Annotated in this window: 17 protein-coding genes, 1 tRNA gene and 1 pseudogene; 11 read left to right on the top strand and 8 right to left on the bottom strand. The window is 59.8% G+C overall.

Going from position 1 to position 19,231, the window contains the following annotated elements:
- Positions 1-86 precede the first annotated feature (86 nt).
- Positions 87-878: an aldolase gene (locus CS390_RS10350; RefSeq protein ID WP_099774277.1), complete on the bottom strand. Its 792-nt coding sequence runs from the start codon at positions 876-878 to the stop codon at positions 87-89.
- 298 nt (positions 879-1,176) lie between these two features.
- Between CS390_RS10350 and CS390_RS10345 the strand changes: the two genes are divergently transcribed.
- The gene (locus CS390_RS10345) at positions 1,177-2,499 is read left to right on the top strand and encodes an aspartate aminotransferase family protein (RefSeq protein WP_099774276.1); all 1,323 of its coding nucleotides are present in this window, start codon (positions 1,177-1,179) and stop codon (positions 2,497-2,499) included.
- A gap of 89 nt (positions 2,500-2,588) precedes the next feature.
- Here CS390_RS10345 and CS390_RS10340 read toward each other — a convergent pair whose 3' ends face one another.
- A complete protein-coding gene (locus CS390_RS10340) occupies positions 2,589-4,085 on the bottom strand; it encodes a PLP-dependent aminotransferase family protein (RefSeq protein WP_099774275.1) in 1,497 nt (498 codons plus the stop codon).
- Positions 4,086-4,286: 201 nt separating this feature from the next.
- Between CS390_RS10340 and CS390_RS10335 the strand changes: the two genes are divergently transcribed.
- The 5 genes from CS390_RS10335 (at position 4,287) to CS390_RS10315 (ending at position 8,305) form a co-directional block, all read left to right on the top strand.
- Positions 4,287-5,180 carry a transporter substrate-binding domain-containing protein gene (locus tag CS390_RS10335; protein WP_065760671.1) on the top strand — a complete coding sequence of 298 codons (894 nt, stop codon included), beginning with the start codon at positions 4,287-4,289 and terminating at the stop codon, positions 5,178-5,180.
- Between the two features lie 197 nt (positions 5,181-5,377).
- Entirely contained in the window at positions 5,378-6,019 is a 642-nt protein-coding gene (locus CS390_RS10330) for an amino acid ABC transporter permease (protein WP_099774274.1), read from the top strand.
- Positions 6,020-6,031: 12 nt separating this feature from the next.
- Positions 6,032-6,694, top strand: coding sequence for an amino acid ABC transporter permease (locus CS390_RS10325; protein ID WP_099774273.1), 663 nt, complete (start codon positions 6,032-6,034; stop codon positions 6,692-6,694).
- Positions 6,687-7,466 (top strand): amino acid ABC transporter ATP-binding protein, encoded by a 780-nt coding sequence (locus CS390_RS10320; RefSeq protein ID WP_099774272.1) that lies wholly within the window; start codon positions 6,687-6,689, stop codon positions 7,464-7,466. Before CS390_RS10325 ends, CS390_RS10320 begins: the two co-directional genes overlap by 8 nt.
- Positions 7,467-7,543: 77 nt before the next feature.
- Positions 7,544-8,305, top strand: coding sequence for an SDR family NAD(P)-dependent oxidoreductase (locus CS390_RS10315; RefSeq protein WP_099774271.1), 762 nt, complete (start codon positions 7,544-7,546; stop codon positions 8,303-8,305).
- 68 nt (positions 8,306-8,373) lie between these two features.
- Here the strand turns inward: CS390_RS10315 and CS390_RS10310 are convergent, their stop codons facing one another.
- The gene (locus CS390_RS10310) at positions 8,374-9,288 is read right to left on the bottom strand and encodes a DMT family transporter (RefSeq protein WP_065760666.1); all 915 of its coding nucleotides are present in this window, start codon (positions 9,286-9,288) and stop codon (positions 8,374-8,376) included.
- Positions 9,289-9,411: 123 nt separating this feature from the next.
- On the opposite strand from CS390_RS10310, the gene CS390_RS10305 reads away from it, so the two are divergent.
- On the top strand, positions 9,412-9,978 hold the full coding sequence (locus CS390_RS10305; protein WP_099774270.1) for a helix-turn-helix domain-containing protein: 567 nt from the start codon (positions 9,412-9,414) through the stop codon (positions 9,976-9,978).
- Between the two features lie 123 nt (positions 9,979-10,101).
- On the opposite strand, the gene CS390_RS10300 is transcribed toward CS390_RS10305, so the two are convergent.
- The gene (locus CS390_RS10300) at positions 10,102-10,824 is read right to left on the bottom strand and encodes a sulfite exporter TauE/SafE family protein (protein ID WP_099774269.1); all 723 of its coding nucleotides are present in this window, start codon (positions 10,822-10,824) and stop codon (positions 10,102-10,104) included.
- Positions 10,825-11,694: 870 nt separating this feature from the next.
- Here CS390_RS10300 and CS390_RS10290 point away from each other — a divergent pair.
- The 4 genes from CS390_RS10290 to CS390_RS10275 are packed head-to-tail and all read left to right on the top strand — an operon-like array spanning position 11,695 to position 15,614.
- Positions 11,695-12,525, top strand: a complete 831-nt coding sequence (locus CS390_RS10290) for an ABC transporter substrate-binding protein (protein WP_099774268.1) — start codon at positions 11,695-11,697, stop codon at positions 12,523-12,525.
- Between the two features lie 15 nt (positions 12,526-12,540).
- Positions 12,541-14,040, top strand: a complete 1,500-nt coding sequence (locus tag CS390_RS25505) for an amino acid ABC transporter permease/ATP-binding protein (RefSeq protein ID WP_099774267.1) — start codon at positions 12,541-12,543, stop codon at positions 14,038-14,040.
- Positions 14,037-14,708, top strand: a complete 672-nt coding sequence (locus CS390_RS10280; protein WP_099774266.1) for a GntR family transcriptional regulator — start codon at positions 14,037-14,039, stop codon at positions 14,706-14,708. The genes CS390_RS25505 and CS390_RS10280 overlap by 4 nt, the downstream gene beginning before the upstream one ends.
- A gap of 39 nt (positions 14,709-14,747) precedes the next feature.
- Complete coding sequence (locus CS390_RS10275) at positions 14,748-15,614, top strand: DUF1989 domain-containing protein (protein ID WP_099774265.1); 867 nt, start codon at positions 14,748-14,750, stop codon at positions 15,612-15,614.
- A 246-nt stretch (positions 15,615-15,860) separates the two neighbouring features.
- Here CS390_RS10275 and CS390_RS10270 read toward each other — a convergent pair.
- From CS390_RS10270 to uvrC, 4 genes and pseudogenes are all read right to left on the bottom strand, one after another.
- Positions 15,861-16,394: pseudogene (locus CS390_RS10270) on the bottom strand (integrase arm-type DNA-binding domain-containing protein); the annotation flags it as partial.
- A 277-nt stretch (positions 16,395-16,671) separates the two neighbouring features.
- Positions 16,672-16,747 (bottom strand) — tRNA-Gly (locus CS390_RS10265).
- Between the two features lie 66 nt (positions 16,748-16,813).
- Positions 16,814-17,374 carry a CDP-diacylglycerol--glycerol-3-phosphate 3-phosphatidyltransferase gene (pgsA, locus tag CS390_RS10260; RefSeq protein WP_065761978.1) on the bottom strand — a complete coding sequence of 187 codons (561 nt, stop codon included), beginning with the start codon at positions 17,372-17,374 and terminating at the stop codon, positions 16,814-16,816.
- 32 nt (positions 17,375-17,406) lie between these two features.
- The gene (uvrC, locus tag CS390_RS10255) at positions 17,407-19,230 is read right to left on the bottom strand and encodes an excinuclease ABC subunit UvrC (RefSeq protein ID WP_099774264.1); all 1,824 of its coding nucleotides are present in this window, start codon (positions 19,228-19,230) and stop codon (positions 17,407-17,409) included.
- Position 19,231: the final 1 nt, after the last annotated feature.

Below are 19,231 nucleotides of genomic sequence, written 5' to 3'. Positions count from 1 at the left end.
GCTTAGATCATGTCGAACAACTGTGTTCGACAATTGACCGGATCGCCCAGGGTCGCAAGACTGACCAGCAGGGGCCGTCGTCGGCCCTACACGGCGAACTCAGGTTCCGTGCGCATCAATTGACGCTTCACACTCTCCAGATGCAGGCGTGCACTCTCGGCATTGCCGATCAGCATTTGCCGACAGGCCGCACTGGCAACTTCATGGGGTACACGCTGCAAGGGTCTGCCGCTGGCCATTGCCTTGAGCTGCACCTCGGCGGCCCGCTCCAGGTAGTACAGGTCATCCCAGGCCTCGGCGATGCTCGGCCCCAGCACCAGCGGGCCATGGTTCTTCAGCATCAACACGTCCGCCGCCCCCGCCGCTCGGGCGATGCGCTCGCCTTCGGTGGCGTCCAGCGCCAGGCCGTTGTAATCCTCGTCCACGGCCAGGCGCTCATAGAACTTCAGCGATGTTTGCCCAGCCCAGGCAAAAGGCTGCCCCTCCAGCATGCACAGCGCCGTCGCGTGCGGCATGTGGGTGTGGAAGGCTGCAGTCGCCCGAGGGTTGAGCCGGTGCAGTTGGGCATGAATGAAGAACGCCGTGGCCTCAGGCTGGCCCTCTCCCGCCACCACGCGACCGTGGAAATCGCAGATCAGCAGCGACGAGGCCGTAACCTCGGCAAACGCCAGGCCATAAGGGTTAACCAGAAACAGGTCCCGGTGCCCAGGCAGTACGAAGGAAAAATGATTGCAAATGCCTTCGCCCATTCCCAGCCGGGCCGCCATGCGAAAGCAGGCAGCCAGGTCGATTCGGGCCTGACGAATCTCTGGGCTGTCCAGCGTGCCCGCCAGCGCCAGTGCACTGGGCGTGCGGTTGATTTCAAAAGCGTGTGCCATGGTCGAAGGTCCTGAGTCATGAAGAGGTACCGGGAAGACTAGCCAGATTCCCCAGCACGCCAAGGGACAGTTGGACGGATTGGTCGTGTCAGTCCGCGCGTCTCTGCGACCTTTACGGGCGTTGTCAAAGCAGCCCACCGTCAGGGCGAAACGGTTCTCCAGCGCCGCTCGTGCGCAGGTTGCGCCCTGACCCGGCGGTTCCCTGTATCTGGCCCTACAGGCACCTCGGCGATTGTTTCTATGGTGAAGCCAGGCACGTGAACCCACGGGCACATCATCGCCAGTCGAGAGGTTGAACATGAACAAACCGGTTTCCAACGAATACGTCCATGCCCTGGATCGCCAATTCGTCTTTCACTCCTGGTCCACTCAAGGCAACCTCAACCCGCTGGTAATCGCTGGCGGTGAAGGCTGCACGCTGTGGGACTACGAAGGGCGCCAGTACCTGGATTTCAGCAGCCAGTTGGTCAATACCAATATCGGCCATCAACACCCCAAGGTCATTGCCGCCATCCAGGAGCAGGCCGGCACACTGGTGACCGTGGCCCCTGCCACAGCCAACCTGATGCGCGGCGAGGCGGCCAAACGCATTCTGTCCCACGCCCCTGGCAACTTCAGTAAGGTGTTCTTCACCAACGCCGGCGCCGACGCCAATGAAAACGCCATGCGCATGGCGCGTCTCTACACTGGCCGCGACAAAATTCTCTCGGCCTACCGTTCCTATCACGGCAGCACGGGTGCCGCGATTGTTGCCACTGGCGATCCTCGGCGGGTACCCAACGAATTCGCCCGGGGCCACGTGCACTTCTTCAATCCCTACCTGTTTCGCAGCGAATTTCACGCCACCGATGAAGAAGAGGAATGCCAGCGTGCGCTGCAACACCTGCGCCGCGTGATCGAGTGCGAAGGCCCCAACGCCATTGCAGCCATTCTCCTGGAAACGGTGCCAGGTACCGCCGGGATTCTGGTTCCGCCCAAGGGCTACCTGGAAGGCGTGCGCAGCTTGGCCGATGAGTTTGGCATGCTGCTGATTCTCGACGAAGTCATGGCTGGTTTCGGTCGCACGGGCAGTTGGCTGGCGTTGGACAATTTCAACGTGGTGCCTGACCTGATCTGCTTCGCCAAGGGGGTCAACTCTGGCTACATTCCCGCTGGCGGCGTGATGATTTCCCAACCTGTCTGTGACTATTTTGACAACCATTTCTTCCCCGGTGGCCTGACCTATTCCGGTCACCCACTGGCCATGGCCGCCATTGTTGCCACCCTGGACGTCATGGCCGAAGAAGGCATTGTCGACAACGCCCGCCGTATCGGCCAAGAGCTGCTGGGCCCAGGCCTTCGTGCCTTGGCCGACAAGTACCCGTTGATCGGCGAGGCCCGGGGGATCGGCTTGTTCTGGGCACTGGAATTTGTCAGCGACGAGAAGCTCAAGACACCGCTGCCCGCCCCTGTTATGGCCCAGATGAAAGCGGCATTCCAGGCGCGCGGCCTGCTCACGTTCATCGTGGAGAACCGCTTGCACGTCGTACCACCGTGTATCGTCAATCCTGCACAGGTCACCCAGGCACTGGGGATCTTCGATGAAGTGATTGGCGAGTTCTCAGCCAGGCACGCCCATTGATACACCGTTGTGCGCCCGGCAGAGCATCCTCCAGACGACTGCCGGGCGCCTACTTCTGAGACGGCGCGGCCGATGCCGCCCTGTCGTGCTCAGAAGCCTTCCAGTACCTGCGCCAGTTGACGAATGCCCGGTCGGATTCGCTCGGGATCAATGGCATGAAAGCCCAAGCGCATGAAGTTCGCGGGCGGTGCCTGATCAAAGAAAAACTGCGAACCTGACTCGATCAGTACGCTCTGTTGGGCCGCGGCCCAAGCTACTTTTTGCGTATCTACACCGGGAGGGGCTGCCAGCCAGAAAGCGCTGGCACCTTCGCTGCCAATCGGCCGACACATGCCAAGCGTCTGACTGATGGCCTCGTGCAACGTCTCACGACGGCGGGCATGTTCTTCGCGGAAGCGCCTCAGGTGTGCATCGTAATGGCCCTGGGCGAGAAACTCGGCGAGCATCCGCTGATTGTTCAGCGGTGGATGACGGTACATCAACCGACGCAAGGCCCGCAGTTCATCGATCAGCTCGGCGTCAGCCACCATGTAGCCCATACGCAGGCCCGGCGAGAATGCCTTGGACAGGCTGCTCAGGTAGATCACCCGACCGTTGCTGTCGCTGGCCTTGAGTGCCGGTTGGGGATGGTTGTCGAGGTTGAGCTCTGCATCGTAGTCATCCTCGATCAGCACCTGATCGTGAAGGCGGATCTGGCGCAACAGTTCACCCCGGCGCGGGGCACTCATTGATATGCCGGTCGGCACCTGGTGACCTGGGGTGACATACAGGTACTCGCAATCATCAAGACGCGCATCAACCACCAGCCCCTGCTCGTCGATCGGTTGCAACTGCACCTGAGCCCCTTGCAGGTCGAAGATACTCTGGGCATCACGAAAACCGGGGTTCTCGATGGCCACCTTGACGCCATTGCGCATCAACAGGGTCGCCAGCAGGTACAACGCATTCTGCGACCCCAAGGTCACCAGGATTTCGTCGGGCCGTGCCCAGATTCCGCGCTTGGGCAAGACCCGCGTACGCAACTGTTCAATCAACATTTCATCGTCGCGGTCGAAACGGTCGCGCATCCACCCCTGGTCGCGCTCACCGCGCAGGGTATTGCGCGAGACCTCCCGCCAGCGCTCCAGAGGAAACAAGTCCTGGATCGGCTGACCATAGATGAAGGGATAGGTAAAGCTCGGCCAGTTGCTGGGCCGCAACACCCCGTGCTTCAAACTGGGGAGCATCTTGAAACGGGCGGCCCAATCCGGTGCGCGCTCACTGCTGCCATCGTCGCAACCACCCGGTTGACGCACAGGCGTGAAGCACAACAAGGCTTCGTCGAACTCGGCCCCACAGTAATCCGGGTGCAGGTAATAGCCGCTACGCGGGCGGCTGACCAGATAACCATTGTCCAGCAAGCTTTCGTACACCAACGCCACGGTATTGCGGGAAATCGACAACTGCTGGGACAACTTGCGACAGGACGGCAACGGCTCATCTGCCGGGAACCCGCCGCCCAGAATGGTTGACACCAACGACTCTCTGAGCTGCTCCTGAAGGCCGCGTTGCTGGTCAAAATCCAGGTGGAACAGATGATCGATCATAGCCCCTCCACTCACTTACCGACCCCTGACCAAAGCAAATAGCGCGCCATGCTTTTTGCCTTGTTGGCTGGCCAGTCGAATGCACCGAACTGCCCCTATCGCTGCGCCGGAGCGCCTCACTATGGTTGAGTCCAGGCCAGCACAAGACCCCCGGGCGAAGGCGGTCAGGCTCACCCCCTTCTGACAATTGGAGCAATACTCATGAAGCACTCAAGCAAGGATTCGATCTCAGCCAAGTCCCTGGGTCTGTTGCGCAAGATGACCCTCGCCACCTTGGTGCTGTCAGCCTCCTTCGGCGCCCAGGCAGATCTTGCAGATGTCAAAAGCAAAGGCTTCCTGAGCGTGGCCACTGAGGACGACTATGCACCGTTCAACTTCATCGTCGACGGCAAGCCCGAGGGGTTCCACAAGGACCTGCTCGTCGAACTCAAGGCCTACGCCAAAGAACAGAAGTTCGACGTCAAGCAAGACATCCTGCCCTGGACGGGCCTGCTCGCTTCGGTGTCCTCAGGTCAGTACGACCTGGCCTTCACTGGCGCCCTGGTGACCGACGAGCGCCTGCGCGTCTTCAACTTCGCCCCGCCCTTCGCTTCCGCCCAGCACTTCTATGTCAAGCGCGCCGGTGACACGCGCCTCAGCGACATTGCCAGCCTGTGCGGCAAAACCGTTGGGCTACAGGCCGGCAGTGCCTTGCTGGCTCGCTTGCCGGAGTTGAAGAAAATGATGGCGGCCCAAGGCTGCGAAATCGGTAAGGTGGTGGAGTACCCCTCCTATCCGGAGGTCTACGCCGACCTGGCCAACGGCCGGCTGGACTACGCGATCAACGCCCTGATTTCCGTCAATGACCTGGTGAAAACCCGTGGCGATACATTCGCCAAGGGCATCGCAGTGTCGGGTGCCGGGTTCGCCGCCTGGCCGGTGCCCAAAGGCAGCCCCGAGTTGCTGACTTTCCTCACCGGCTTCATGGATCACATCCGTGCCAATGGCCGTCTGGCAGCGCTGCAAACCCAATGGTTCGGAGAGGCATTCCCGGACATGCCGAAAGCACCGATCACCGATGTCGGACAGTTCCATACCCTCGCCGGCATGCAGTGAGTCATTGTGCATCAACCAATGCCTGCCCTGCCTTGAACGGCCGGGCGAGGCACCTGGGCCCGATTTTGCTTGTGTTTCTGATCGAGGGCCTGGCGTCTCGCCGCCCTTGCTCCCTGTAAGGCGTTGCTTGACCTGATAGCCACCCGGCAAAGCCCTGGCAGAGCCCATCTTATTCGCGTTATTCAAGGACCTGAGGCATGAACGGACAAGCCTGGTTATTGCTACTCGAAGGCGCCTGGACGACCCTCTGGATCTCCGGTATCGCCATTGCCATTGGTGTCATGTTAGGGCTGGGCATCGCCTTGGTGCGCATGGCCAGAATTCCCTTTGTCGATCAACTGCTGGTGCTCTATATCAGTCTGGCCCGTGCCACCCCGCTGGTGACCTTTGTACTGTTTCTGTTTCTCTCGGCGCCGACCTTCGGCATCAACATGAACCGCAACAGCGCCGCGATCGTGGCCATGACCCTCAATACCGCCGCCTTCAATGCGGAGATCTGGCGAGCGGCCTTTCTCAGTTTTTCCCGCGAGCAGAAGGAGGCGGCCCTGGCCTGCGGGATGACCAGCCGGGTGTTCTTCCGTCGCATCATGCTGCCGCTGATGATCAGTAGCAGCCTCCCCGGCCTGGTCAATGAAATGTCGTTCCTGATCAAGGGCAGCCCGGCCATCGCCGTTATCGGCATTGTCGACCTGACCCGCGTGACCAACCGCATCTCAGCGGTAACTTACGAGCCACTGCCCCCCATCCTTGCCGCCGCACTGCTGTACATGCTGATTATCAGCGTCCTGCTCAAGCTGCAGGCAATGGCAGAAAAGAAAGCCAACCGTCTGGCCATGTAAGGAGCCATCGACATGACTGAATGGAGCATTCTCTGGGACGCCCGCGAGATTTTCTTCAACGGTTTGATCGCCACACTGGGGCTGTTCAGCCTCTCAATCATCTGCGCCTTCGTGCTCGGCTGCGTGCTGGTCTACCAACTGGAGGACGACAGCGCCCTGTCCAAAGCACTGCGCTTGCTGATCAACCTGATGCGCACACTGCCCTTCCTGATCCTCGCCTACCTCTTGTACTACGGGCTGCCACAACTGGGCCTGCGCCTGAGCGCATGGACCGCCGGGCTGCTGGCGCTGATCATCTACCACGCAGCCTACTTCGCCGAAATTCTGCGAGGCAGCCGCCTGATCATGCCCGAAGGTTACGTGGAAGCCGCCAAGGCCCATGGTTTCACACCCTTGCGGCTCTACCTGCGGATCGTCCTGCCGCAATTGGTGATCAAGACCCGCCCGCTGTTGGGCAACCAATTGATCATCGCACTCAAGGACACCGCCTTCCTGACCATCATCACCGTGCAGGAGCTGACGGCAGCAGCCAACTCGGTGCAATCGACCTACTTCATTCCAACCCAGGCATTCGTCGTGGTGATCGCGCTGTACTGGCTGATCAGCATCTGCCTGGAACTGGCACTCAAACGCGCCGCCCGGTTCGGCGCCAAACGAGGGTTCGACTATGTCTGAATACACACCCCCTGCCGCTGTACCCGCAGTCAGTATCAAGAGAATGTCCAAGAGCTTTGGCGACATCGAGGTCTTGCGCGACATCGACCTAGTGGTCAACAAGGGCGAGGTGGTCAGCGTGCTGGGCTCTTCCGGGTCGGGAAAATCCACAATGTTGCGCTGCATCAACTGGCTGGAAGAACCCGACCGCGGCACCATTCATATCGCTGGCCAGCGTATCGGCGTCAATGAACAGGCCGGACGCAAGATGAACAACAAGGAGCTGGCTACCCTGCGCGCCAAGACCGGCATGGTGTTTCAGGGCTTCAACCTGTGGCCGCACCTGAGCGTCATCCAGAACGTCATGGAGGCACCGATCTACGTCAAAGGCATGCCCAAGGAGCAAGCCAGGGTGATCGCCATTGAATTACTGGAAAAAGTCGGGCTGGCCGACAAGCAAGATGCCTTCCCCTTCACCCTCTCCGGCGGGCAGAAGCAGCGGGTTGCGATTGCCCGTGCCCTGGCCATGAGCCCGGAGGTGATTCTGTTCGACGAGCCGACCTCGGCCCTCGACCCCGAGCGGGTCGGCGAAGTGCTGACGGTCATGAAGAATCTCTCCCGCGAGGGCTACACCATGATTGTGGTCACCCACGAAATGGAGTTCGCCCGTGCCGTGTCCGATCAGGTGGTGTTTCTTGAAAAGGGCTTGATCATCGAAAAGGCGCCGCCCACCAAGTTTTTCAGTAACCCGGAGACCGAACGGGTACGCAAATTCCTGGAGCTATCGGCCTGACCGGCCGAACAACCCCTGCACCCGTCGCAACGTCTTTCCCCACGCTGGGCACTCGATACAATCCAACGAGGTAACACATGAACAAGGTGGCATTCATCACAGGTGCAACATCGGGTTTCGGCCGGGCCACGGCACGGCGCTTCGCCGAAGCGGGCTGGTCGCTGGTCCTCAGCGGCCGGCGCCTGGAGCGTCTGCAAGCGCTGCAAGAAGAACTGGGTAGCAAGGTTGCGGTGCATATCGCAGCCTTGGATGTGCGTGACGCCAAGGCCGTGCAGCAGATGGTCGACGACCTGCCGGAAGGCTTTCGTCAGATCGACAGCCTGATCAACAACGCCGGGCTAGCCCTGGCGCCGGAAGCCGCACAGCACGTTGCGCTGGAAGACTGGCACACCATGATCGACACCAATGTCACCGGCCTGGTCAACGTGACCCACGCGGTACTGCCCAAGCTGCTGGAAACCGGCAAAGGCGCCAGCATCGTCAACCTCGGTTCGGTGGCCGGCGAATGGCCGTATCCGGGCGGCCACGTCTATGGCGCGAGCAAAGCCTTCGTCAAACAGTTCAGCTACAACCTGCGCTGCGACCTGATCGCCACCGGCGTGCGGGTCACCGACATTGCACCGGGCATGGCCGAGACCGAGTTCACCCTGGTGCGCACCAAAGGTAACCAGGCTGTATCAGATGCCCTGTACAGCAGCACAACACCGCTGACGGCCGAGGACATTGCCGAGCAGATTTTCTACGTCTGCACCCTGCCCGACCATATCAACATCAACCGTCTGGAAATCATGCCGAGCCGCCAGGCCTGGTCGCCATTTGCAGTCGATCGCGACAGCTGAGGGAAATGCCCAGGTTGTGCCGGGCACCGCAAGACAACGCACCGAGGGTTTGGCTGCTCCGGTGCGACTCATGCCCGGGCAGCAGGCCCGCCCTCTGACGACCGCCTTGGCCTGCCGCCCTTGGGCCAACCCCACCCGAGGTTCATCCCGGCAGCAGCCAGCAGGATGGCCACCGCACCCGCCAACTGCAGAGCACTGAGCGCATGGTCGAAAGCCACCCAGTCGACCAGAATGGCCACCACCGGATAGATGAATGACAGGGAGCCAATCAGCGCGGTAGGAATTTTCTGGATCGCACCATACAGCAGTGTCGACATCAGCCCGGTATGTACCGCCCCGATGGTAATCAGATACCCCCACGTCTGCGCCTGTTCAGTCGCATCGGGCATATGCGCCCAAGGCCAGAGCATGGTTACGCCGACCAGCAGTTGCACCAGCACAATCAGGTGTGGCGGCACATCCTTCAGGCGCTTGGCGATGATTGCAGCGATCGCGTAGAAAAAGGCCGAAGCCAGGGCAAGCGCGACACCCGTCAGGTAATGTTCGCCCACTGCGCCAGACGTGGAGGAAACAATCAGCAGCATGCCGAGGAAAGCCAGCATCAACCACCCTGCCCCGGTTGTCGAAAGCCGTTCGCCGAACAGCAGTATTCCCAACGCCACCAGCATGAACGGCTGGGTGTGGTAGACCACCGTGGCAACGGCAATGGATGCCTGATCGTAAGCACTGAACAACAGCAACCAGTTGCAGACCAGCGCTACACCGCCTAGCAGCATCCAGCCCCACTGCCGCTGCGTCACCCGAACATTGCGCAAGACGCCCAGGCACCAGCAGGCCAAGCTCATGACGCCAGCACCGAACAGGCAGCGCCAGAACACCACCGACAAAGCGGACTGGCCAGACTGCACCACAAACCACCCGACGGTGCCGGAAATGGACATGGCGGCAATCATTTCAAGGGTTCCACGCGAGTGGGTCTTCATTCTGCAACATCCTGTTTGCGCACGGTCATTCATGGAATGATGAACAACCGCAGTACACCAAAACGAACAATCGGATGCCATAATGGCCGCTACAGACCAGTCAAGTCAATTCATAACGAACAAATGACCGATATAACGAACGATCTTACCCCCATCACACTCCTCGCCAATGCGATCAGACGCGAACGTTTGCAGGCGGGACTATCAGTAAGCGATCTCGCCCGCCGCGCCAGCATCGCGAAGTCCACGCTCTCGCAATTGGAATCAGGATCCGGCAACCCCAGCATCGAAACGTTATGGTCACTGGCCACAGCCATGGGCATTCAGGTCACGCGCTTTTTCGAGCAGCCTGTGCAACAGGTAACAGTGATTCGCGCAGGGGAAGGATCGCCTGTCATCGCGGACGATGCCGAATACGCAGCAACGCTCTTGGCTGACTGCCCGCCGGGTGTACGCCGTGACATGTACCGGGTGATCGCTCAGCCCGGCCAGCCACATCGATCCCAGGCGCACCCGACGGGTACTTTTGAACATGTGTTTGTTTGTCAGGGCTGCGCCTATGCTGGCCCGGCCAGTGGACCAACGCTTCTGCGAAGCGGGGACTACATGAGATATCCGGCGAATCAGCCTCATGTGTTTGAGGCGCTGGAGTCGAACACCCTTGCGGTCATGCTGATCGAGCATAGCTGAAGCGGTTTGCTGAGCCCGACTTGGCCAGGTCTGGTTGCTAATTGCGGTCGTTCAAGACCGTTGAGGGAAACGCCAGATTGTGCCGGGCCGTCAACACGCCACGGGCTTTACTGCCTCAGTGCGTTATGCAGAGATGAAATGACTGATCAGCGTCGCCGCAGATAACAGCACCAGCAGCACGCCGATCACCAGCTGCAGTGACATGGGTTTGCGGCGGAACAACCATTGACCCATCAGATTGCCCGCCAGCGCCGGCAACAGTAATGTCGCAGCGAGACTCAATTGGTCGCGGCTCAGCGCATGCAGCAACCACAGACTGACCAGGGCGCAAGCACTGCTGGCTGCGAAAAACACGATAGCCGTTCCCCGCACACTCGCTGTCGACAAGCCGCTGCGCAGCAGATAAACCACCAGTGGAGGACCGCCGGCAGACGCCATGGCCGTGACCAGCCCAGATGCCAAACCGGCAGGCAAGGCCCAATGGGTCGCCAATGCCCTCGACACCTTGTGCACGGGGGGCTTGATCAGTACCAGCCCCCCCCCCAGAAAGCACAACCCGGCTACCACGGGAGCCATCCATTGCTCAGGAAGCCTGGCCAAGGCCAAGGCACCCAGCGGCACCGCCAGCAACATCCCGACAATCAAACGAGCACCAACCCCGGTATGAAGGGTCTTCAACGCCCCTGGCCACAGACTGACGCTGCACACCAGGTCTAGCATCAGTACCACAGGGATTACCTGGGCCGGAGCCAGGCGGGTCAGCAGGCCAAGTGTAAGCACCATGGCAAAGCCAAACCCGCTGTAACCGCGCACCACGCCAGCGAAGAACGACAGAAACATGAACATGCGGCCCCATCCCAACAGAAGTCATTTGCAGGACTCTAAGGGGACAGCCTGCTACTCGACAGGGCCAGTTGCAGCCAAAACCTGAGCCAACGGCGCCGAGCGGACGACGTTGACGCTGTATAGGGGCGTACGCCGGGTTAGCGCTGGATAAGCGCCCGCGCATAGCCAGGCTGTCACTCCAAGTCATCCCAGTAAGGAGGCGTGCCAATGGCGTTCAGAAAGTAATCCCAAACCAATCACACTTTTCGCGAGCGAAGCCGGTTCTCGGGGGATATCAGGTGTATTTGACTTGGCATCGCCTCCACGGAGCCTTCCCATTCGGGCAGAAGCCGGATCAACTCTTTGTTCCTGAAGCACTCTTTGCTGAATAGCCAGGAAGGAAAAAATACGATCCCCCTTTCCAGCCAATGCCGCTGCCAGCAGCACCTCAGCGTTGTTGCTTCGGAGTGGACCCTGAACGTCAATGATTTCTAGGCACTGAAAGCCAGCCCCCTGCCCGAACGTGAAACGCTGCACCACACCTGACGTGGCATGCAGCGATGGCGCCTGTCGATCTGCGCCTAGGGCAGCACCGCATTCGCCCTGCTCGAAGTGCTGCGAGCCCGGTGGCCTAGCTCACTCGGGCGGGAAGGCGATGGGTGAATATGGACGTATGGTGTGATACCGCAGAGATACTACCCATTCGCTCTCTCAGATGTTTCTGAGAAACGACACACGCGCCATTTTGTTTCTGCGCGTAACACTTCTGGGCTTTTTTGGTGCAGGTTGCAAGACGAACTAAGTTTACATGCCAAAAATTTCAGCTATGGCACAAATATTGATAATACAAACCACATCGATTGTTGAACAATCATAAGTGGAGCGTCCCCCATGTCTCGCGCAGTAGCCTTAACCCTCACCCTGACTCTCGTCGCCACCGCGCACGCCGCCGACGGCACCTTGCAGCCCAAGCACCTGAGTATCGGTTCAGACTTGACCTACCCGCCTTACACCTACCTTGCCGAGGGCAAGCCAGCCGGCTTCGACCCTGAGTTCATGACCCAGCTCGGTCAGCAGCTCAAGCTCACGCCACAGTTCCATGACACCCGCTTCGCCAACCTTGTAATGGGCGTGAATGCACGCCGGTTCGATGTGGTGGCCTCGGCCCTGTACGTCACCCCTGAGCGCGCCGCTCAAGTGGACTTCGTGCCCTACCTGAAAAGTGGCGCCTCGCTGATGGTGCGTGCCGACGACAGCTTCCGCCCGCAGCGCCCCGAAGACCTGTGCGGCAAGCGCGTCGGCTCGATCAAGGGCGGCTCGTGGATTCCCAAGCTGATGGCTCTGTCCAAAAGCTACTGCCAGGCCAACGGCCAGGCGCCGATCGACTCCCGCGAATTCCCGACCTCCCCTGAAGCCGCTCAGGCCCTGCTAGCCAAGGCCGTGGACGTGCAGTTCGAAGACGCTGCCGTGGCCGCCATCACCGCTGAAAAACTCAAGGGTCGTATCACCCTCAGCTCACAGAAGCTGATCTACCCAGTGGTCATCGGCCTTGCCGTTCGCAAGGGCAATGACGCGCTGCTCAAGCAACTCGATCAAGGCCTGGCCGCCATGAAAGCAAGCGGCGACTACCAGACTCTACTCAGCCGCTACAACTTGGGCGAACCCAGCCCAACCGACGTTGCCCAGGCCTTGGGCCAGGGCCCTCAAGCGGTTTCGCAGTAACCCGGAGCACACAGCATGCAATTTGATTGGCATTACACCGCAGGCCTTCTGGTCAACGGTGACTTCTGGAAGGCGGTCGGCACGGTCGTCGAACTGAGCGTCGAAACCTGGCTGGCGGGCATCGTACTGGGCTTTATCCTCGCCCTGGCCCGACAGTCGCGCCACAGCATCGTCAACCGCGCCGCAGCGCTGTACATCTGGTTCTTCCGCAGCCTTCCGCTGTTAGTGCTGCTGATCTTCGTCTACAACCTGCCCCAGATATTCCCAGCGACCAGCGTGCTGCTCTCCAACCCCTATGCGGCAGGCCTGATCGCCTTGGTGCTGAGCGAAGCGGCGTATATCGCGGAAATTCATCGGGGCGGGCTACTGGCCGTGGCCAAAGGCCAACTCGAGGCTGGAAAGGCACTGGGTATCGGCTACACCGGCACTCAGCGATTGATCGTGATCCCTCAGGCGCTTCGGGTGGCACTACCGACACTCGCCAACGAATACATCACCATCGTCAAGCTGACGTCACTGGTGTCGGTGATCTCGCTGTCGGAGATCCTGCTGGTGGGCCAACAGCTCTATACCCAGAATTTTCTAGTAATGGAAACCATGCTGGCGGTCGCGTTCTACTACGTGCTGATCGTCACGGTGTTCAGCTACCTGCTCAAACGCCTGGAACGCCACTTGGACGTCAGCCAGCGCACCCCCCGGCCCGTCCCGGACAGCCACGCTCACCTGCCGACCGCCCCTCTGGCCACGCGCCATGGTGATTTCGCCCTGCGAGTACTGGGAGCACGCAAGCACTACGGCGAGCTCGAAGTGCTCAAGGGTATCGACCTGGACATCCGCTTCGGCGAGGTAGTTTCCATCATCGGTCCGTCAGGCTCCGGCAAGACCACCCTCATCCGCACCCTCAATGGCCTGGAAGGCCTCGACCGCGGCCAGGTCGAACTGTGCGGAAGGCCGTTCCTGCGTGGTCGCCTGGAAGACGGCGGCAGCCTGTCCAGCCGCTTGCACCTGGAAGGAATCGTCCAGGTCGGCATGGTGTTCCAGGGGTTCAACCTGTTCCCACACAAGACTGTACTTGAGAACGTCATGCTCGCACCACGCCATCACAGGCACGCCAATGAGGCCGAACTGCGCACCCTGGGCCTATCGCTGCTGGCCAAGGTGGGATTGCGGGATCACGCTGGTAAATACCCGCACCAACTCTCCGGCGGCCAGCAACAGCGTGTGGCCATTGCCCGGGCACTGGCCATGCGCCCGCGGGTGATGCTGTTCGACGAGCCCACCTCGGCCCTTGATCCGGAACTGGTAGGCGACGTGCTCAAGGTGATCGAAGAGCTGGCCCGCGAAGGCATGACCATGGTTATCGTCACTCACGAAATGAAGTTTGCCTTCCAAGTCTCCGACCGCGTGGTGTTCATGGAGCGCGGACAAATCGTCCAGGCCGGCGCACCGCGCGACCTGCTCGACAACCGCAGCGAACGCATGGGGCGCTTCTTGAAGGACGTACAGTTGGCATGAACAACAAACTCCCCACAGTGCAAGTGTTGTCGCTGGCGGACCAGGTGGCCTGCGAACTGCGCGAGGACATCATTGGTGGGCGCTTGCTGCCCGGCATGGCCCTGGTTGAAGCCGAGCTGACCAGCCGCTACAACGCTTCGCGCAACACCGTGCGAGAGGCCCTGCACCAACTCGGCAGAGAGGGACTGACTAGCTACGTGCGCAACAAGGGCGTGATGGTCCGCCGCATAGGCCTGGCTGAAGTGCGCGATCTGTTCCTGGTGCGCCGCACTCTGGAGATCCAGGCAATCCTAGGCAGCAAGCCACTGCGCGAGTACCAATCCGACTCGATGCTCGGCGCTATCGAGGCAGCCGAGCTGGCCCGCGACCGCGAAGACTGGCAGGCCTTCGGCACCCACAGCCTGCGCTTTCACCAGCACATCGTCGGACTGTTAAGCAGCCCACTGCTGGACGCTTTCTTCACCAACATCGCCGCGCAGATGCGTCTGGTATTCGCCGTGGCCCCTGACGAAGAAAACTTCCAGCGCCCATGGCTGGAACGAGACTGCGAGATCCACGACCTACTTGCTGCTGGCCGCCGCCACGAGGCAGCCGAAGCCATGACTCGTTACTTAGACGATTCCGAGCATGCCCTGCTCGACCTACTGAGCCACCCTACCCGTGGGTAACCCACAGACATGGCCACGCACACCCCAAAGGAGAAGCGCATGAAGCCCACACCTCTATCCAAGGCCCCGAATGACGCCGCACAGCGCAAGTCAATCAAGCCGGTACTCTGCTACCCGGTCGAGACATTACCCCGTCCGGACATCGGCACTTACCGCGCGTTGCGCGACGGACTCAAGCATGTCAGAACCGTAATGGTGCCGGCCCGCGATGCAGCAACTTTCACCGTTCCAGCGGGATATTTTTTTCGCATTGTCTCGACTGAAGGGCCGCAGGTCGGCGATCTGAACCTCTTCAACCAACATGACCTCACAGAGCGGTTTTATACGGGCAAGACCCGAGCATTGAATGGTACACACCTGGGAGTCGGCGATCAGTTGTTCTCCAGCTTTCCCAATCTGCGCCCCATGGCGACCATCACCCATGACACGCTCGACTGGTATGGATTTGATGAATACGGCGGCTCAGTCCACGACGTGATCGGTACGCGCTGCGATCCCTACACCCATAATCTACTCAGTCATGGTGGTCAATATCACTACTGCTGTCATTCCAACCTGACCCGCGCGCTGTCTGCATCAACAGGACTAGCACCGCATGACGCCGAGACACATGTGCATGATGTTCTAAACGTGTTCATGTGCACCGGATTCACCCGCGACACGGGCCAATACTTCATGAAGGCCAGCCCAGTGCAACCTGGCGATTATCTCGAATTTTTTGCAGAAATCGACCTGCTTGGCTGCCTTTCTGCCTGCCCCGGCGGTGACTGCTCAGCCGAACACTCGTCTGACACCGCGAAATGCTATCCACTACTGGTGGAAATCTACGAAGCAGAGCAGCGGCCTGAAGGGTGGATCGCGCCTGGTGTCAGTGGATACGATCGAACTCATGGGATCGGTCAATAGCTATATCTAGGTATACTCCACGAGGGGCAGCTACGCGTCGATAGCTGCCCCTCGCGGCAAATCACTATTGCGGGCATTTTCGTCTCTTGCACATGGAAATTACCAGGCTCAATAGCTCATCAAAATTTTCGAACTTTACAACATTGCTCGGAGCATCTCCGCCCAATTTGGCATGAGGCTCGCTCAGCATGCGACACACTTCCCAATTATCTAACGCGGGCAGTGCTTCGAAAATCGCAAGCACTTCAGTGCATAGCGGAACAGTTGATTGAGCCAGGTTCGACACTTCTCCGCCGTGGTAAACACACCGCGAGACTCGATACGATCCAGCACCTCCATCAGCACTTGACGGCTGATGTCGTAGATGGAGCGCTCAGCGACGCAGGGCAAAATATCCTTGGCGAAGATGCGCAAGATTTGCGACAGCGTACTCTGCCTCCCCTCCTTGAGACTCAGGCGGCGAAAGGCGACCCACTGATTGAATACGGTCTCGAAAGTATGGTCACTGGAGAGGCGGACTGCCTGGCGCTGCTCACACGGATTGGTGCCTCGAGCAATGAGTACTCTTGCTTCATCTCGCCGCGTGCGCGCATCGCGAAGGCCAACTTGCGGATAACTACCAAACGACATGCGCTTCCGCCGACCGGCCCAGTAGTAGCGGAAATGCCAGATCTTCACGCCTTGAGCCGTGACGCCGAGAAACAAGCCGTCGCTATCCGCTAGTGTGTAGTCCTTGCCAGTAACTCGGGCATGCCGAATCGCCATCTCCGAGAGTGCCATGGTGACCTCCTGAACCTGTCAGAGGCCAAATGCTCGTCTCGTGCTCCACCTCGCTCTACCGAAAAAGCGAATCGCCTTAAACAACGGCCGTTCTGGATTGTCTGCTGCTAGTGAGGCGTGATGGCTGACTGTGCCAGCCTCATCTCGCCGCCCAAGGCGATCCGGATAAAAGTCGAGTGATATACCGCAAAACAAAAAACCCCAAGGCTTTCACCTTGGGGTTTTTCATGTGCAGCGCACCTTTCTATGAAGCTATCAAGATTCGCTGCACCAAATTTGGAGCGGGAAACGAGACTCGAACTCGCGACCCCGACCTTGGCAAGGTCGTGCTCTACCAACTGAGCTATTCCCGCGTCGTCTTGATGGAAGCTATTCTAGCGATTTTAAAAACCTCGTCAAGCCTTTGATTCAAAAAAGTTTTATTTTTTTTCTGAACCGTCCCGCAGGTGTGGCCAGGCCGCCCGCAAGTACTGTTGCATCGACCACAAGGTCAGGCCCGCAGCGATCATCAGCAACGAGTAACCCAGCACCACCCAGAAGTTGAGCACCGGCGGGTTGGCCAACAGGATCACCAGCGCCAGCATCTGCGCCGCAGTCTTCCACTTGCCCAGGTTCGACACCGCCACATGAGCGCGGGCGCCAAGCTCGGCCATCCACTCGCGCAGCGCCGAAACAACGATTTCGCGCCCGATGATGACCGCCGCGGGCAAGGTCAGCCACAGGTTGGCATGCACCTGAACCAGCAATACCAGCGCTACCGCAACCATCAGTTTGTCGGCAACAGGGTCGAGAAACGCACCGAACGGTGTGCTCTGTTGCAGGCGCCGGGCCAGGTAGCCATCCAGCCAGTCGGTCGCTGCGGCAATGGCAAAGACCGTGCTGGCGGCAAGGTAGCTCCAGTGGTAAGGCATATAGAACAACAAAATGAAGATCGGTATGAGCAGGACGCGAAGAACGGTAAGCAAATTAGGAATATTCATCGGCACAACTGGCTGCAAAGTGAGCGGGCATTCTACTCGCTATGCAGGCTGTCATAAATCGACTCAGCAAGCTTTTTACTGATTCCGGGTGCTTTAGCGATTTCTTCTACACTGGCACGGGCCAATTCCTGCAACCCACCGAAGTGTTTGAGCAGGTCGCGACGACGCTTGGGCCCTACCCCGGCAACACCTTCAAGGCTGGAGGTACGCCGCGCCTTGCCGCGTCGAGCACGGTGGCCGGTGATGGCAAACCGGTGGGCCTCGTCGCGAATCTGCTGGATCAGGTGCAGCGCCGGGGAATCCCCGCGCAACGTGAACTCGTGGGCGGCATCATTCAGGTAAAGGGTTTCAAAGCCGGCCTTGCGCGTAACGCCCTTGGCCACGCCCAGCAGAATCAGCTCGGGTACGGCCAGTTCCTGCAGTACATCCCGAGCCATGTTCAGTTGGCCCTTGCCGCCGTCCACCAGCAGGATATCGGGCAGTTTACCCTCGCCTTCCTTGAGCCGGGCAAAGCGTCGGGTCAAGGCCTGGTGCATGGCCGCATAGTCGTCGCCAGCCGTCACGCCTTCAATGTTGTAGCGACGGTAGTCCGACTTGAGCGGGCCTTCCGGCCCGAACACCACGCAGGACGCCACGGTCGCCTCACCGCTGGAGTGACTGATGTCGTAGCACTCCAGTCGTTGAGGGATCTCGTCGAGTTTGAGCACCTGAGCCAGTGCTTCAAATCGCGCCGCCATGTGCTGGCGGTTGGCCAAGCGCGCCATCAGCGCCTGTTCGGCGTTGGTAACCGCCAGTTGCTGCCAGCGCGCGCGCGTGCCGCGAACTCGGTGGCTGATGCTCAACTCGCGGCCACGCAGGCTATGGATCGCGGCGGTGATCGCCTCGAAGTCCTCATGCACCACGTTGACGATCAGCTCGCCCGGCAGGTCGCGCTCAGGGTTCCCCACATAATACTGCGAGAGAAACGCGGCCATGACTTCGGCCACGTCCTCTTCAATACCCACCTGCGGAAAGAAGTTCTTGCTGCCCAGTACCCGCCCGCCACGCACACTGATCAGGTGTACGCAGGCACCACCCGGGTTGACGAACGCGGCTATCACATCGACATCACCGCTACCGCCCTCCATGCTCTGCTGGTCCTGGACCCGCCGCAGCAAGGCAATCTGATCGCGCAACTCAGCCGCGCGCTCGAACTCCAGGGCCATGGCTGCACGCTCCATGGCCGCACTCAACTCATCGGTCAGTTGGTGGCTGCGCCCTTCCAGGAACATCACCGAGTGACGTACATCCTCGGCATACACCTGCGGCTCAACCAGACCGACACACGGAGCCTTGCAGCGCTTGATCTGATACTGCAGGCAAGGCCGCGTGCGGTTGCTGTAATAGCTGTCTTCACACTGGCGCACCAGAAAGGTTTTCTGCAGCAGGTTCAAGCTCTCGCGAATGGCTCCGGCGCTGGGATAAGGCCCAAAATACTTGCCTTTGGCCTTCTTGGCGCCACGGTGAATGCCCAGGCGCGGGTATTCACCCTCGGAAAGCACGACGTATGGGTAGGATTTGTCGTCACGTAGCAGGATGTTGTAAGGCGGCCGCCATTCCTTGATCAGCGTCTGCTCCAGCAGCAGCGCCTCGGTCTCGTTGGCGGTAATGGTGGTTTCGACCTGAGCGATCTTGCCCACCAGCGCTGCCGTTTTCGGCGCAAGACCGGTCTTGCGGAAATAGCTGGCCAAGCGCTTTTTGAGGTTCTTCGCCTTGCCTACATAAAGCAGGCGCGCGTCCTCGTCGAACATTCGATAGACGCCCGGGCGACCACTGCAGGTCGCCAGGAAGGCGCTTGAGTCAAAAACAGGGATCATG

It is taken from the genome of Pseudomonas sp. HLS-6 (genome assembly GCF_002753995.1).
In the GTDB taxonomy this organism is placed as follows: domain Bacteria; phylum Pseudomonadota; class Gammaproteobacteria; order Pseudomonadales; family Pseudomonadaceae; genus Aquipseudomonas; species Aquipseudomonas defluvii.
This window is presented reverse-complemented; position numbering and strand designations above follow the sequence as displayed.